15 protein-coding genes are annotated in these 15,129 nt (G+C 47.7%); 1 reads left to right on the top strand and 14 read right to left on the bottom strand.

Translation table 11 applies throughout. The features are described from left to right. Positions 1–13: 13 nt before the first annotated feature. The 3 genes from AC51G0_RS26400 to AC51G0_RS26390 form a co-directional block, all read right to left on the bottom strand. Positions 14–1,393 (bottom strand): IS4 family transposase, encoded by a 1,380-nt coding sequence (locus AC51G0_RS26400; RefSeq protein ID WP_496302538.1) that lies wholly within the window; start codon positions 1,391–1,393, stop codon positions 14–16. Positions 1,394–1,517: 124 nt separating this feature from the next. After that, entirely contained in the window at positions 1,518–2,294 is a 777-nt protein-coding gene (locus AC51G0_RS26395) for a thioesterase II family protein (protein ID WP_496302537.1), read from the bottom strand. Between the two features lie 146 nt (positions 2,295–2,440). Then, positions 2,441–2,992 (bottom strand): acyloxyacyl hydrolase, encoded by a 552-nt coding sequence (locus AC51G0_RS26390; protein ID WP_496302536.1) that lies wholly within the window; start codon positions 2,990–2,992, stop codon positions 2,441–2,443. 317 nt (positions 2,993–3,309) lie between these two features. Between AC51G0_RS26390 and AC51G0_RS26385 the strand changes: the two genes are divergently transcribed. Then, positions 3,310–3,699, top strand: a complete 390-nt coding sequence (locus tag AC51G0_RS26385; RefSeq protein WP_496302535.1) for a hypothetical protein — start codon at positions 3,310–3,312, stop codon at positions 3,697–3,699. Positions 3,700–3,829: 130 nt separating this feature from the next. Here AC51G0_RS26385 and AC51G0_RS26380 read toward each other — a convergent pair whose 3' ends face one another. Genes AC51G0_RS26380 through AC51G0_RS26330 form a run of 11 tightly spaced genes read right to left on the bottom strand, consistent with a single transcriptional unit; the run spans position 3,830 to position 15,106 of the window. After that, positions 3,830–5,062 (bottom strand): beta-ketoacyl-ACP synthase, encoded by a 1,233-nt coding sequence (locus tag AC51G0_RS26380; protein WP_496302534.1) that lies wholly within the window; start codon positions 5,060–5,062, stop codon positions 3,830–3,832. Then, the gene (locus AC51G0_RS26375) at positions 5,059–5,784 is read right to left on the bottom strand and encodes a 3-ketoacyl-ACP reductase FabG2 (RefSeq protein ID WP_496302533.1); all 726 of its coding nucleotides are present in this window, start codon (positions 5,782–5,784) and stop codon (positions 5,059–5,061) included. The genes AC51G0_RS26380 and AC51G0_RS26375 overlap by 4 nt, the downstream gene beginning before the upstream one ends. Next, the gene (locus tag AC51G0_RS26370; protein WP_496302532.1) at positions 5,781–6,245 is read right to left on the bottom strand and encodes a hotdog family protein; all 465 of its coding nucleotides are present in this window, start codon (positions 6,243–6,245) and stop codon (positions 5,781–5,783) included. The genes AC51G0_RS26375 and AC51G0_RS26370 overlap by 4 nt, the downstream gene beginning before the upstream one ends. After that, the gene (locus AC51G0_RS26365; protein ID WP_496302531.1) at positions 6,238–7,470 is read right to left on the bottom strand and encodes a beta-ketoacyl-[acyl-carrier-protein] synthase family protein; all 1,233 of its coding nucleotides are present in this window, start codon (positions 7,468–7,470) and stop codon (positions 6,238–6,240) included. The genes AC51G0_RS26370 and AC51G0_RS26365 overlap by 8 nt, the downstream gene beginning before the upstream one ends. Positions 7,471–7,491: 21 nt before the next feature. Beyond that, entirely contained in the window at positions 7,492–8,112 is a 621-nt protein-coding gene (locus tag AC51G0_RS26360; RefSeq protein ID WP_496302530.1) for a DUF3261 domain-containing protein, read from the bottom strand. After that, positions 8,096–10,429, bottom strand: a complete 2,334-nt coding sequence (locus AC51G0_RS26355; protein WP_496302529.1) for an MMPL family transporter — start codon at positions 10,427–10,429, stop codon at positions 8,096–8,098. The genes AC51G0_RS26360 and AC51G0_RS26355 overlap by 17 nt, the downstream gene beginning before the upstream one ends. Continuing rightward, the gene (locus AC51G0_RS26350) at positions 10,413–11,078 is read right to left on the bottom strand and encodes a LolA family protein (RefSeq protein WP_496302528.1); all 666 of its coding nucleotides are present in this window, start codon (positions 11,076–11,078) and stop codon (positions 10,413–10,415) included. The genes AC51G0_RS26355 and AC51G0_RS26350 overlap by 17 nt, the downstream gene beginning before the upstream one ends. Then, positions 11,062–11,499 (bottom strand): acyl-CoA thioesterase, encoded by a 438-nt coding sequence (locus tag AC51G0_RS26345; RefSeq protein WP_496304212.1) that lies wholly within the window; start codon positions 11,497–11,499, stop codon positions 11,062–11,064. The genes AC51G0_RS26350 and AC51G0_RS26345 overlap by 17 nt, the downstream gene beginning before the upstream one ends. Before the next feature lie 10 nt (positions 11,500–11,509). Next, on the bottom strand, positions 11,510–13,054 hold the full coding sequence (locus tag AC51G0_RS26340) for an HAL/PAL/TAL family ammonia-lyase (protein WP_496302527.1): 1,545 nt from the start codon (positions 13,052–13,054) through the stop codon (positions 11,510–11,512). Further along, the gene (locus tag AC51G0_RS26335) at positions 13,026–14,732 is read right to left on the bottom strand and encodes a glycosyltransferase family 2 protein (protein ID WP_496302526.1); all 1,707 of its coding nucleotides are present in this window, start codon (positions 14,730–14,732) and stop codon (positions 13,026–13,028) included. The genes AC51G0_RS26340 and AC51G0_RS26335 overlap by 29 nt, the downstream gene beginning before the upstream one ends. Further along, on the bottom strand, positions 14,729–15,106 hold the full coding sequence (locus AC51G0_RS26330; protein WP_496302525.1) for an ApeI family dehydratase: 378 nt from the start codon (positions 15,104–15,106) through the stop codon (positions 14,729–14,731). The genes AC51G0_RS26335 and AC51G0_RS26330 overlap by 4 nt, the downstream gene beginning before the upstream one ends. Between the last annotated feature and the right edge of the window lie 23 nt (positions 15,107–15,129).

Below are 15,129 nucleotides of genomic sequence, written 5' to 3'. Positions count from 1 at the left end.
GCCTGTCTCTTGATCACATCTCACCAGAGATAAAAGATTGGGCCATAAGGTATCCTTCTTGAATGGCTGCTAATTTATACCAGCCTCGCCACAGGGCGGCCCAACCGGGCCGCCCTGTTCGTTTGCTGTCATACCATCCGCCGAGCTTTGCTAGTGTAATTCGAGCCCACTTTAGGTCTGGGGCTGTCGATGGTAAGGGCTTATTTTCTTGTTTGACCCACAATAATTTCCAGCATATTCCGGGCAGGACAGACTCGCAGCTACTGTTTTCTTGCTTGCGGCTATCAGCTCTAAGTTGTAACAAGCGGATAGCGATAAACGCTTGAATGACTGCGACTCTTTCCAGATTATCCTTTGACTGAAGTTGTAGTGCTTCGACATCGGTTCCATCGCTTTTCCACGCCTTGTGGAATTCTTCAACCAACCAGCGCTGTTCGTAGTAACTGATTATCTCTTGGGCTTGCGCTGTGGTTGTCACTGGCTCTGAGGTCAGTAAGTGCCACTCCAGTTTCTCGTTGCTATCACCTTGCTCTTTACAACCAACGTAATACAGAGAAAGCGACTTGCCACATTTATTGGCTGGAACCTTAATCGTAATAGGGGCAAAGCGTACATCTAATGTCGCTTTACGCGCTTTGCGGCCACCTCGTTGAGCAATTTGGATAGTTCGCAGCCCCGATGAGGATAGTTCCTTTGCATACTCATGGAGCTTATAACCACTCTCTTCAATGCAGCGACTATAGGTCGAGCGCACAACAAAACGCTGCTGGCTATTAAGCTTGTAATGCAAGTATTCGTAAACGTCTGACTCTCTATCACACACTGAGATGACCCGGGCTTGGAGGTTACTTAAACGTTCAGACATTGCGGTTGATGCCTGTTGCCACTTGAAGGTCTCTTTCTCTTCATACGGTCGCTTGGCGAATTTATGCCTCCGGCCTCTAGTTGCAATATCCCTCGTCCACCGCTGTTGTTCGATCAGTCCCACAACCTTTTGCTCTCGTGGTGCAAACAGCAGAACAGAGTGAGCCAGCATCCCCCGAGTTCGATTTCCCGAGTTCACGTGACCAAGTTCATTAGAGAGGCTTTTATGCGTGTAGGTTAGGGCCGTGGAGTCTTCAAGGGCAAGTAGTAAGTCATGCGCTTCAGCCTCGTTAGCTGTTGCCGCAAAACCGGCTTCAGCTATCGCATTGGCTTCAACATCAGGGTTACGAATGAGGCGATAAGCCCCTTCAACAGAAGCAGGATTAGGGCAGGCTTGCACAATAGACACTCCAACATTAGATGCCATATCACTGGCTAATTGGACTAGTCGTTGTGTACGTCTAGAATCGCCAAGCTTGGCATGCGAAAAGGTTTGTTGAGCCCATTCTAAAGTAGAATTCTCTATCATGATGATGACCTTTACTCATATTGTGTAAGATCGGATCGCAATAAAGAAAAAGAGTTCAAAAAAAGTCCCCCGCCATGAGGCGGGGGACTTGTGTATAAGAGACAGGCCATATGGCTGCCCTTCTCTATCCGATTACAGCTCTTTGTTGGAATAAATTACCAACAACATCAAGCGCAATCTGATTGACCTTTTCAACAACCACTCCCTGGTGAGAATCTATAAAAAAGTGTCCCCCAGGAAACAGGCTAATATCGACAGGTTGAGCAAAATGCTGTTGCCAACTTTCCAGAGCTTCTAAATCGGCCTTATCGTCATCACGGCCACCAAAAACAGACAAAGGAATATCGAAAGAGACATTGCCATTAAATAAGTACGTTTCAGCGATCTGAAAATCCGATTTTATCATCGGTAGAAGCAGTGCCATTAGCTCTGTAGAATTTAGCAACTCTTCCGGTGTACCTTCCATCTCCCGCAATTTAACGATAAATTCATCGTCAGGTAGGTGATAGCTTTGCTCTTCCAAGCAAGGCATATGCGGGCCTCGGCTACCAGATGCAATAAAATGCTCGGGCAGACGGAGTCCTTGGGAGTGGCAGCGTAACATAACTTCAAAACCTATCCGGCTTCCAAGGCTATGCCCCAAAATAATATAGGGTTTGTCTAAGATAGAAGGTAACACTTGCATTAAATCATCAACAAGCAATTCCATGTCACGAAAAGGTTCTTCTTGCAGGCGAGACAACCGCCCAGGGGCTTGTAATGCAACAAGCTCGACATCACCGTTTAGCCCTTCGGGCCAGTTCCCAAAAATTCGGCTACTTCCACCCGCATAAGGAATGCATATAATACGTAATTTTGCTTGAGGGTTTGGTTTGAAAATACTTAACCAGCTAGATTGCATTTGAGGCACATCAATACTCTTATAGAAACAGAATTAGTCTTTTATACATAATCAGTACACTTAACGCCTGAGTGTAATATCGAATTGCGAGGCACTTATCACAACCGTAGAAACAATGCTGTTAAGAGGTAAATCAAATCCAAACGTTAAAAACGATACCCTAGAGAAAGGTTAAATGGCACATCAAAACCATTATTTGGTTTTTTCAAGTTTGCATTACTAAAATGTCGGTAATACACATTGATATAGCCTTGATTCTGAGCCCCTAAGTACACCCCACCACCGACTTGTGCAAGAAAAGCAAAATGCATAGCCTGTTCTCGTTCACCAAACTGCTTTTCACTCAGCCATGTTGGTCCTAAAGCTCTAACTTGAAAAAACCAGCGTCGGTCAAAATGTTCTGCAAACAACTTGAGTTCAGGAAATACACTCAAGGCAATCAAATCATCAGCATTATTCTCAATATCAGACTTCAAATAGGTTGCACTCGTACCAAAGCTCAAAGTTTGTACCGAGCTACGTTCCCAATCAATAATTATGGCATCTAGTGCCAACAAAGAATTGTTATAACTTTCTCCTGGCTGTGGTGCCTTACCCGCGGAAATAGCAATCTCAACAGCTCCACTGGCACAGCTTCCGACACTAATCATTAATGCAATAACAAACCTAATAAATCGGCACATATTATTCTTTATCATCCCCATAGGATCGTACTGATGTTTCTACCTATTATTGATGCTACACGTTAATGACAATAGCAAACCAGTACTCCAGTTTCTGTAATGGCCATAGGCTGGTTGTAAATACGTGACTATGATTGAAATTTCATTAGCCGTCATTAATATAATATTGCTTTGTCAACAGCTTAAAGAATAACATTAGTAGACGGAGTGCACATTGTTGACACTATTGTAAATAAGTATACATGCTAGGTATCTCGATTTGCTCGCCCTATTACTATAGTTTTAGCGACAACAATATCACTACAACACCTTTTTCTTATTAAGGTAATACTATGAAAATGAAAGCGCTTGTTTATTTTATACTGACATTGTTTCTGAGTTTTTCAGCAGCGACCTATGCTGCAAAAGCCGACCCCGTATTGGATCAACCTACCCATACATCGATGACGACCGAACAGCTTATTAAAAGCATCACCAAAGCTGCCATCAAACGTGGTTGGAATATAACAAAAGACTCCAAGAGCCAGCTTATTGCCGATATCCACGTCCGGTCACATTATGTTGCGGTGAATATTTCGCTGCACAATAGCGGCTATGATATTACCTACCGTGATAGCAAGAACATGAAATACGATGAAGAAGACGGGACTATCCACAGAAAATACAACGGATGGGTGGCAAATCTAAATAAGGATATTCAACGCGAACTACTCTCTGAGTAACCCTATAGAGCAAAGTCAATTGCATCATTGCCACATCCCAGCAGAGAAGGTAATTTCGGACTGGCAACTCACGAAAAAATGCCCCGCAAATAATTGCGGGGTGCTTTTTCATCTACTCACACCGCAGCGTTTAATCCTGCCAGCGCTTGAAGATTAATGACGTATTAATACCGCCAAAAGCGAAGTTATTGCTCATTAAGTACTGGCAGTCTATTTCTCGGCCTTCACCTCGAATATAGTCCAAATTCCCACAGCGAATATCAATATTGTCGAGGTTCAGTGTCGGGTTGAACCAACCAGAATGCATCATCTCAAGGCTGAGCCAGGCTTCAATCGCCCCGCACGCACCTAGAGTATGACCAAGGTAGCTTTTCAGCGAGCTGATTGGGGCATTGTCACCAAAAATATTCGCTGTAGCGTTACTCTCGGCAATATCCCCTTTTTCCGTTGCAGTGCCATGGGCAGAAATATAATCAATCGCCTGTGGAGGCAGATTAGCATCCTTCAGTGCCATTTCCATACACAGCTGCATCGTTTCCATTTGCGGCTGTGTAACATGGGCGGCATCACAATTGCTGGCAAAGCCAACAAGCTCGGCATAAATTGTCGCCCCTCGGGCTACGGCATGCTCATACTCTTCCAGTACTAAAGTGCCGGCCCCTTCACCGATGACCAGACCATCACGTTCAGTATCATAAGGGCGCGGTGTTGATTTCGGTGCATCATTTTTCAGACTAGTGGCAAACAGTGTATCAAATACCGCCGATTCAGTCGGACACAGCTCTTCCGCCCCACCCGCGACCATGGCAGTTTGATAACCATGCTTAATCGCCTCATAGGCATAGCCGATCGCCTGGCTGCCCGATGTACACGCACTGCTGGTTGGGATAACACGACCACGCAAACCAAAGAATAAACCAACATTCACTGCAGTTGTATGTGGCATCATCTGGACATAAGTGGTGGCAGTAATGGCCTTGGTGTCTTTCTCATTCAGCATCACGCCAAACGCACCAATCGCCGGCGTACTCCCCGTAGAAGAGCCGTAGGCGATACCTGTCTGGCCATTAGTCAGCACATCGCTGCCAATCAGCCCACTTTGATTCAGTGCGTTCTCACTGGCCAATGTCGACAGCTGAGAAACCCGCCCCATGCCACGTATTTTCTTGCGGGTATAATGTTTCGGTAAGGTAAAATCTTCTATTGGTGCTGCCAGCTTGGTATTCAAACCGTTATATTGCTCATAGCTCGGCATGTACAATGATGCATTCTCGCAAGCACGCAGCCTGGGTTCAATGCTCTGCCAATCATTACCAAAGGCAGTAACCCCCGACATTCCAGTGACAACTACACGACGACTCATACCAATCCCCCATTCACTGAAATTACTTGGCGAGTCACGTAACCCGCAATGTCTGACATCAAATAACTTACCAAACCAGCAACCTCTGGCGGCTCCCCCATTCGGCGAAGTGGTACCTGTGGCAGCGCATGTTCCTTAACATGTTCGTCAACCATGCCGGTATCTATTAGCCCCGGAGCCACACAATTAACCGTAATTTTGCGCTTAGCCAACTCCAAGGCCAGGGATTTTGTCGCCCCGATCACTCCGGCTTTCGCAGCGCTATAATTGGTCTGGCCCCGATTGCCCATAATCCCTGAGACTGAAGCAAGGGTAACTATCCGGCCACCTTTGCGAAGCTTCACCATCGGCATCACACACGGGTGTAATACGTTATAGAAACTATCTAGGTTGGTGTGTATTACCCCGTCCCACTCTTCTTCCGTCATTGCCGGAAATGCCGTATCACGAGTAATACCTGCATTGCTAACAACACCATAATAGGCGCCATGTTCTGCGATATCGGCTTCCAATCGTTCACGGCATTGCTGACGGTCACTAATATCAAACTGGATAAGGCGCCCGTTTCCACCGGCACTTTTGATATCTGCCAACGTTAATTCAGCACCCGCGTGATCACTCATATAATGGACGACGATGGTAAACCCATCTTTGGCAAGTTGCGTGGCGACAGCACGTCCTATGCCTTTGCTTGCCCCGGTAACTAAAACTTGTCGACTCATGAAGGGTTCCTATTAAGCATTTGATCTAATTTTTGTTGTGAAGGTACGTAAACATTAAGCTGACTGGTTGCGAGTACCAGCCCATGATGTTCAATACGGCAGGAAAAAACGGCCATACCGTTATTTTCCATCACTTGCTCGGCATGAATATCGAGCACCTCGTTTTCTTTGAATGCACTGCAGTCTGCCTGATATCGTCGGCAGCCGAGTAAAAAGCCAATGGGTGATAACTCTCCCCGCGTCCAGGCATGATAGCCTGACCAACCGGCAACAGATTGCGCCATAAACTCAACGCCAACATAACCCGGAGTCGTCCGAGCCTCGGCATCAAAAAATAAGCTATTCTCACCCGGCGTCACACGGCAATGAATGTGTGTCTCGCCAACTTCAACCAATTCATCGACCAACGCCATCGGCATATCATGTGGCAACAGCTGATGTAAATGAGGAATATTAGTCATGCGCGTATCCAAAAATAAGACTGATGTTGTTGCCGCCAAAAGCAAAAGAGTTACTCAAAATAGTGGGTTTGCTCAGCTGGGTACCCGGCTCGACCAATTTCACTGGAGCCAGTGATTCGGCAATGTGACCGTCATTAATCTGTGCTGGTAGATCAAGCTGGTAACGCAAGACATGCCAACAAATAGCCGCTTCCACCGCACTGGCAGCACCTAGCGTATGTCCTGTGAATGGCTTAGTCGAGCTAACTGGCGTCTGTTCACCAAATACCCGATGGATGGCCTTTGCTTCCATTTCATCATTAAGAGGTGTTGCAGTACCGTGCGCATTGATATAACCAATGCACTCAGGCGTTAATCCGGCGTCATTCAATGCTTTACACATCGCCTCCTCGGCACCTTTGCCTTCTGGATGCGGTGCCGAGATATGGTGCGCATCAGAACTGTCACCCGCACCGAGCAAAGCAATAGAAGGGATGTCCAATGGTGAGTCTGAATCATCAGATGTCAGCGACAATAGCATGAACGCTGCGGCTTCTCCGATGTTGATCCCCTTGCGGTTTTCACTGAAAGGGTTACATAAGCTGTCAGAAAGTGCATCCAGCCCGTTAAAGCCATTGAGCGTCAGGCGACATAATGAATCTGAGCCGCCAACCACAACAGCATCAACGATTCCAGCCTTAAGCAATCGACGGGCGGACAAAAAAACCCGGCCGCTTGATGAACAGGCTGTCGACAAGGTATATACCGGCCCTTCAATCGAAAAATAGTCTGCGACGAACTCACCAATATTACCCACTTCCTGAACTCTGTAGTGGTAATTATCTGGAAAATTGCCGGTTTCTAGGCGGTTCGCTAATGCTGTTTCACCGTCAGCAATACCTGAAGTACTGGTACCCACAATCACCGCAACACGATCACGACCATATTTTGCGATTGCACGCTGAACAGACTCTTCAATTTGCCTTAAAGCAGAAAGGGCTAAACGGTTATTGAATGTGTTATGGCGGATAAGACTTTCAGGAAGATTAGGCAACTCAGCAGTGACTTTACCCACCACCGTATCGGCACCATTGTTTAGCCAACCGGAAACAGGCAGCATGTCAGGAGACTTGCCCTGCTGCAGCCGAGTATGAATATCCCTATGAATAATACCCAGTGCTGAGTTAAAACCACACCCGTGGATATAAACCGGGGTAGAAGTATATTTCGATATTTTTATAGTCATCGCGATTCTTCGCACTTTTCTTTATCGGCTGTAATTTAAGGTTCTGATTGAGATAACGTATCCCAACTTTTTATTAGAGAACAGGATTTCCCCGTCAAGATGAGGCATGGCCTTATAATGAATTTCAATCACAACATTCCCTTTGCCATCAATAAGCTGTCGATACTGTGACGATTCTTTTATCTGCCAACCTGAGGCCATTAACAACGGTTCCCATGACTCTACTGGCCATAACGTCAACATTAGGTTGAACAGCACCTGCTCAGGCTTGGGCAAGGTTTCACCCAGCCCAGGCAACACCTGTGTTTCAATTGCCTGATTTTGGTAAGTCAGGCTCAAAATTCGCGCGCCCCAAGACGAAAACCCTGCTAGCACAACTTTATCAGGGCTCACTTCTAACTGAACTGGCAGTTGACTGGTTTGATCTTGCCACTGCGCAGAAATCAACTGGCTGGCTATCAATGAGCTGCCTAATCCGGCAGGCTCAGGCAGCACGACTCGCACCCCGGGGGTGATCTCGACCTGGTTCAGCAATGGCTGTTGAGGTAAAGAAGTCGTGACGCACCCCGTAATGGCTACCAGCAGGCACCCTACGCATAGCGATAATTTCAACTGTTCAATCATATTAACGACGTATTTCATCTGCGAACCTTATTGAATCTGCCGTCTTACCACACAATGAGAGAGGAGCAAGCAGCCAGGCTGTTAATATCCCGGTTAATACTGTGATACCGAAGCTATGAATGGCTTGGGTTTCGCTCAATGCCAGTAGCCCAAATGACAAAATAGTTGTCACCGCCGATAAGCTAATTGCCAACAAGGTACTATGGGCCTTCGACTGCTCAGCAAAGAACAAGGTGTAATCAATCCCAATACCCAGAATTAAAAACAACCCGAGTAGATTAAATAAATTCAATGGAGTACCTAAGAAGCCTGTAACGGCAATGCCAACACAGCAGGCAATGGCCGGTGGTGCAATCACCCGAAAGGCTTTCCCCAGCCCGTAACGCCAACTTAGTATCGTAAGAATACCCCCTACCGCTGCGAGTAATAATTCAGTAATACGTTGTCGATACTCAGCAAAAATTGAAGATACCTCTTCTGCTTTATCAAGATAACTCACGGCGTTACTTTCTGCGGCAAACATCTGAATTATTTCTGCTTCTCTAACACCTTTAAGTAAAATTACAGATGATTGCTGCCCATTAAGGCTGCCTAGCCAAAGGAAACGTAATGGTGCAGATACAGGTGAACGAACAAAATCATCGACTGCCAGCGGGGAAAATTTTTGTTCAAGCACAATATCGCCGTTCAACGTTAGCTGCTGAGCCAACGCATGGCCCTGCTGCCGATAGAGTTGCTCTATCAGTTGATAGTTCTGTGCCTGCGCCTGCTCAGATGGCACATACTGATGAATACTCTGGTACCCATCCAGAACGCCCTGTTGAGCAAGCTGCTCCAACTTGCCGCCAACCTGCTCTAGCTGCACTAGCAATGCCTGTTCATTGGCAGCCTTTACCAACAGCATTTGCTGGCTACCACTGACACCGGTGATCGCTTTGATCGTATCTTCCTGCTGCTTCAAATTGGCAGGGAGTGCCTGCAGCTGGCGAATATCATCGTTATAGCTGGCTCGGCATAGACCGACAGCTGCGATAACCAAGCATAGCGCTGGCACCCCCATTCGCACAGAAGGTTTCATCCATCCGCGCAGCCAAACAGTCATGATCCCCGTCATCGGTATCACCACCGACTTACCCGGCCGGGCGGCTAGAACAGGATACCAACAGACTACCGTCGCATATGCCGCAGTCAGACCGGCAGCCGAAAACAGAGATAACTGCTGCAGGCCGGGAAACGGCGCAATCATCATGCACAAGTAACCAATCAGGCTCATCGCCAACCCAAGTGAAATGGCAGCAAAGATATGCTTCAGACCCTGACGGGCATCCCAATTCTTGCCAGCTGCAAGGCGCTCAGTCAAAAAATGAAAAGCATAATCAATCGATACCCCAACTAAACTCGCTCCAAACACCAAACTAAATAGGTGGACCTTGCCAAAAACAGTAGCCGTCACCACAAATGCGGTCAACAAACCACAGCAAATAGACAAAAGGGCCAGGGCAAGCGGTAATGGACTGCGATAAACCACCAGCAGCAAAGTGATCACACCAACTAATGATCCTAAACCAATTGTGCTGATCTCCCCTTTCGCACTGTCAGTCCCATGCGCAGCATAGAAAATGACCCCGGTATGCAGCACTTCTACTCCGTAGCTATCACGGATAGAAGCTTCAAGTTCAGCTAATAACGGAATTTTATCTTGCAAGGATAAACTATAGGCGGATCCTGCCAGATCAGCGGTGATCAACACATAGTCTTTCCCCTGGTAACTTGTCGTTAAATAGCCATTTTGCAATGTCACATTTCCTGAGTGGTTACTCAGCTGAGATAAATAATCCCTGAACAACAAAAAAGGATCAGCTTGCAACTCCTGCCCTGTTACCCCCGAGAATGGGTTATATAATGCCTGCAGTACCCGTTGTGTTTGCTGCTGTGGTTCATTCTGTAATCTTAATTTTTGCTCTTGTGTCAATAACTGTGCCCGTTTCGGAAAATACAGCTGCCCCCAAGCCCGCTGCTGAGACTGACTAAATTTAGCCGTTATTTCATTGAACATCCCAACGGAGGTAAGCTCTTGGGAAAACTGTTCGGCGGCCGAAAAAAGCTCGGACTTGTTCTGGCTGCCAATCACAAACAGGACTTTGTCGCTCATGCTGGCAGCAACCTGGGCAAATGCGGCCTCCGCCGCAGGATCCTGCTGGCTCTCAGGTAGCAAGGCGAGAATATTGGTTTCTATTGTCGCTTGCTGACGCGTTAACAACTGCCCGCCCAGCACACCAACGACAGTCAGCATGATAAGCAGCCAGAATGTTGCAAGTTTAGAGTTGGAAGGCACGTTGTTCTTCTATGGTTAGCTCTACTGGTGCTGTACGTTGATTAGTAAAAGTGATATCAGTAACGTCGCCACGGATCTCTGTCAGCGTCAGCTGTTCAATGAACTCATCACCAGACAGGCGGATTGTTTGAAACACGGCATTTAATGGTGCCGATTTCGGTGTCAGTACTAACTTCCACCGGCTTTCCTGATCGGTATCTACCAAGGCAATATCAAACTGCTCAGTCAACTGGCTTGTATCTCCTTTAAAAAGAGACAGAAACACATGGCTGAAATAAAACACCATCGGGTTTTCATCGGCTGCCACAACCTGGGGAGCATTATCACCAAATTGCTGGCTCAGTTTATTCTTGGTCAGAATGAGAGACACTGGAAAAGGGTTGGTTTGCTGCCACTGTAACCCTTGCTTCTGGGCCAATAAGAAATGACCGGCTGACTGAAGGGGCGCACTGAACATTTCCATCTTACGCACCTGCTCAAAGTCACCACGAACCAGAGACTGTGTAGACAGTTGCTGCTGCAGTTCCGGCAAGGTCATTGCACTGACGGCAGCGGAAAAAGCCCCCGCCAGCACTAGGCCACAACCACAGGAGACCTTACTGATTAAAGCCCTTAACCGGGCAAAACGATGATTAGTGTGTGATGGCATACCACGTCTCGATTTTGTCGGTAAATACTGTCGGCGAAACAAAACACATTTCACCGTCATCAACCCCCACAGCCACTTGCATGGTATGGGCTTTGGTCATTCGCTCACCGCTTTGGGCATCGTAGATCACGTAATCGACACGCAGGCGATTTTCCCACTCGGTCAGTGTTGCGACCACCCGGATTTCATGGTTATAAGGGATCGGCTTCACGTACTTGACCCGGGTATCGATAATTGGCCACATATAGCCAGAAGCCTGCATCTCACGGTAGCTATACTGGATCTTTTCCATCAGCACACGACGTGCTTCCTCAAAGAATCGAAAGTAATTGCCGTGGTAAACAACCCCCATCGGATCCGCGTCCTGAAAAGAAGTCACCAAGGTGACTTCTGAACTCAGCGCCGGCATCTTGTCTGTCATCATCTGCCCTTTAATACAGTGTCCAGTGTTGTTGCTGGATCCGCTTCATAAAGTGACGCAGGTCTTGCTCCAACGGACGATCTTCTTCAACAAAACGGAACTCGCTGAGTATCAGCTCGTTCATCGTTTTCAATGCCAAGCTCATGTGCTGCTCATCAAGCTCATTGTGGTTCTTGCGGATCTCGAGCGCCTGAGTTGCCGCCAGCAGCGAAGCTGCCGTCACCTGCTCCGTCAGCTCAAGAACACGCAAGCAATCACGGGCAGCAATAGTCCCCATACTGACTTTATCTTGGTTATGGCACTCAGTAGAACGAGAGAACACACTCGCTGGCATGGTGTGTTTCAGCGCTTCCGCGGTCCAGGCCGAAATACCAATCTGTACCGCCTTGAAGCCGTGATTAATTGGTTTGCGTTCACCCTCAGCACCCGTCAGGTTAAACGGCAGGCCATTGTTGAACTTGTAATCCATCAACTGGGCCATTTGTCGATCCAGCAAATCTGCAATATTGGCAATGGCTGTTTTCAATGTATCCATTGCCATCGCGATGTGACCGCCGTAGAAATGGCCGCCGTGCAATACGCGTTCGTTATCGCCATCAATAATAGGGTTATCATTGGCACTGTTAAGCTCGTTCTCAATCAACTGGCGCAGCCACGGCAGACTGTCTTGCAATGCCCCAATCACATGAGGTGCACAACGCAGCGAGTATCGGTCTTGCAGACGGTCACTGTTGCGAGGCGGACGTTCAGCCTGAAGATCTGAACGCAGCCAACTGGCGATCTGCTGCTGCCCCGGATGTGGCTTCACGGCAAACAAGGCTTCATCGAAGTGGAAATCATTGCCCTGCATACCAACCGATACCATCGCGGTAATTCTTGTGGCCAGCTGCGCAAGGTACTCTGCACGCTTATAGGCAATACAAGCCAGTGCCGTCATCACCGACGTTCCGTTCATCAGCGCCAAACCTTCTTTCGGCTTCAGCTTGATCGGCGAGATATTCAATTCGGCGAATACGTCTTTTGTGGCGCGGATTTCATCGTTATAAATAACTTCACGCTCGCCAATCAATGCCGCCGCCAGATAAGATAACGGCGTCAAGTCACCACTTGCGCCTACCGAACCTTCCTGAGGAATTCGTGGCGAAATATCATGGTTGATCAGCGTAACAATCTGATTGAGCAAATCATGAGAGACACCCGAAACCCCTTGCGATAACGAACACAAACGCGTCGCCAGTACGGCACGAGCCTGCTGGTGATTGAGGTTTTCACCTAAGCCGCAACCATGAAAACGAGTCAGGTGAAGGGGCAGTTCATCAACCAGCTCCGGCGGAATTGCCACCGTACAGGAATCGCCATACCCCGTTGTTACACCATAGATAACGCCTTCTTCTTTCAACAGGCGTTCAAGAAAAGCGACACCGCGGTCGATCTTAGCCTGATACTCAGGGCTATCATTCATCGCTGCCGAGGCGCCGTTTGCCACGGCCATTACATCTTCAATGGTCAGCCTGTCGGCACCAAATTTAACGGTTTGTTGCATATTCTTTTGCATCTTTATTTCCACTTAGCTGCCAGAAGTTAAAGAAGTTAAACCACTGTAGGGGAGCCTGGAGGGTGTAATTTTCAAGGCGTCTGGCATATTGGCTTACGACGGCTTTAAGGGCTTCTTCCCTTTGCCCGCGAGGTAATTTGATTTGTTCACTGAATGGTTCGAAATACACATCGAAATGCGGTGTTGACTGGCTATCATCTCGCAAGCCAAACAGCAGATATACTGGTGCTTTCAATACCGAGCAAAGCATGAATGGTCCCAGAGGGAATGGGGCTGGTTGGCCCAAGAAATCTGTCCATACCACACGCTGCTCTTGCGTTACGGAGGTACGGTCACCGACGATGACGACCCACTCTCCCAGCTCGATCTTCTGCTGCAGCAAGATCGCGGTGTCAGGTCCGAGCTTGCTAACTTGGATCAAGTTAAGCTCCGAGTCTGGGTTTACCGCTTTCATCACGGCATTAAACCGTTCGGCATGCTCAGTAAAGACCAAAGCGTTGATCTTCACGTTGTCATAGTTACGACTTAACGCACGGCAAAGCTCAAGGTTCCCTAAATGCGAACCCAGAATGATGATGCCGCGTTTTTCGGCAGTGATCCCATCAAAATGTTCCTGACCATGAACAGTCAGGTTATCGAATGAAAAATCGCCCTTCCATGCCGCTAGCTTATCCAGCATGGTATGGCCAAACGACAATAAATGCCGGTAACTACTCAGATTAGTTGGCAGAGATACCCCTTGCTCACCAGCATATCGGCTCAGGCGTTCAAGAAAATCTTCTGATGCCAAGCGGGATAACTTCCCGGTCTTGTGATAGTAGGCAATAACAAGCTTCAAGATCTGGTTAAAAGCCCTGCGCCCCAAAAGGGTATACACATAGAGAAGGGTTTTGATGCCAATAATTGTTCCACGCTCGGCATGGGATGACCAATGATGTTCTTGGCCGGGTCCGCGCTTTAGCAAAGATGGAATACGCGGCAGCATGCCAAAGAACAGACGGGTATGCATGCCGCTGATTTTGATGTTGTCCCACAGGGCATCAAAATGGGAAATTCCACCATCAGGATAGATAACTTTGGTATCAACGAAACGAATGTCACAACCATCCCAGTACATGCGAACCATGATTTCAGTATCAAAATCCATTCGTGTACCGAGCTTATTGCGCTCCAGCACTTTTATCATGCGGCCAATCGGGTACGAGCGAAAACCGCACATACTATCTTTGATTGCAAACGACAACGTTTCAATCCAGACCCAAATATGAGTAGCGTAGCGGCCATAAAGTCGTGATTTCGGTACTGACTCATCATATACCGGCTGACCGGATACCAATGAGGTCAAGTGAGTCGATGACTCGGCAATGAGCTTTGGCAGCGCATTAAGATCATGCTGTCCGTCAGCATCAATCTGAATAGCATGGGTATAGCTCTGCTTGAAAGCTTCATATATCCCGGCAATCACTGCACCACCTTTACCCTGATTTTCAGGTAAGGTGACAATGGTTACATTGGTACGCTGAGCTTGCTCAGCCAGTATTTCCTTTGTTGCCGGATCACTGCCGTCATCCACAATAATCACGGGATACCCATAGCTTGCCAGCGAATCAAGTACAGCCGGCACGGTTCGACCGTGGTTGTAACAGGGAATAAGAAAACAGGGGTGAAATGTTGTCATCGTGCCACGCCCAGTTTTATCCGTCCCGAAGAGTGAGTGACGGGTTCTGACTCCCCCTCGTTGACAGAGGAATAGCTAAAGTGCAGCTTGGCTTTTTCTGCAAACCAGGTCAGGGACAGCTCGATGACACTGCCTGGTAGGATCGGCTCCTGGAATTTAATCACTTCCATTCCGCCAAATTCGCTATGGGCATCCAAAAGCGTTTTACCGTAGTAAACCGCCCAGTCGATTTGCGTTACGCCCGGCAACAGCGGGTAGGAAGGAAAGTGCCCCTGAAAATCGATAATGTCGGCATCTACTTTCAGCGTGAGCACTGCACTACTGTCATTGAGTTGTTGAGCAATAATGGTCGGCTTGCGTTTATTCACTGTCATTCTGCCATTAAGTTAGTTGTTAT

The sequence above is a fragment of the Photobacterium sp. HL06 genome (genome assembly GCF_059552575.1).
This window is presented reverse-complemented; position numbering and strand designations above follow the sequence as displayed.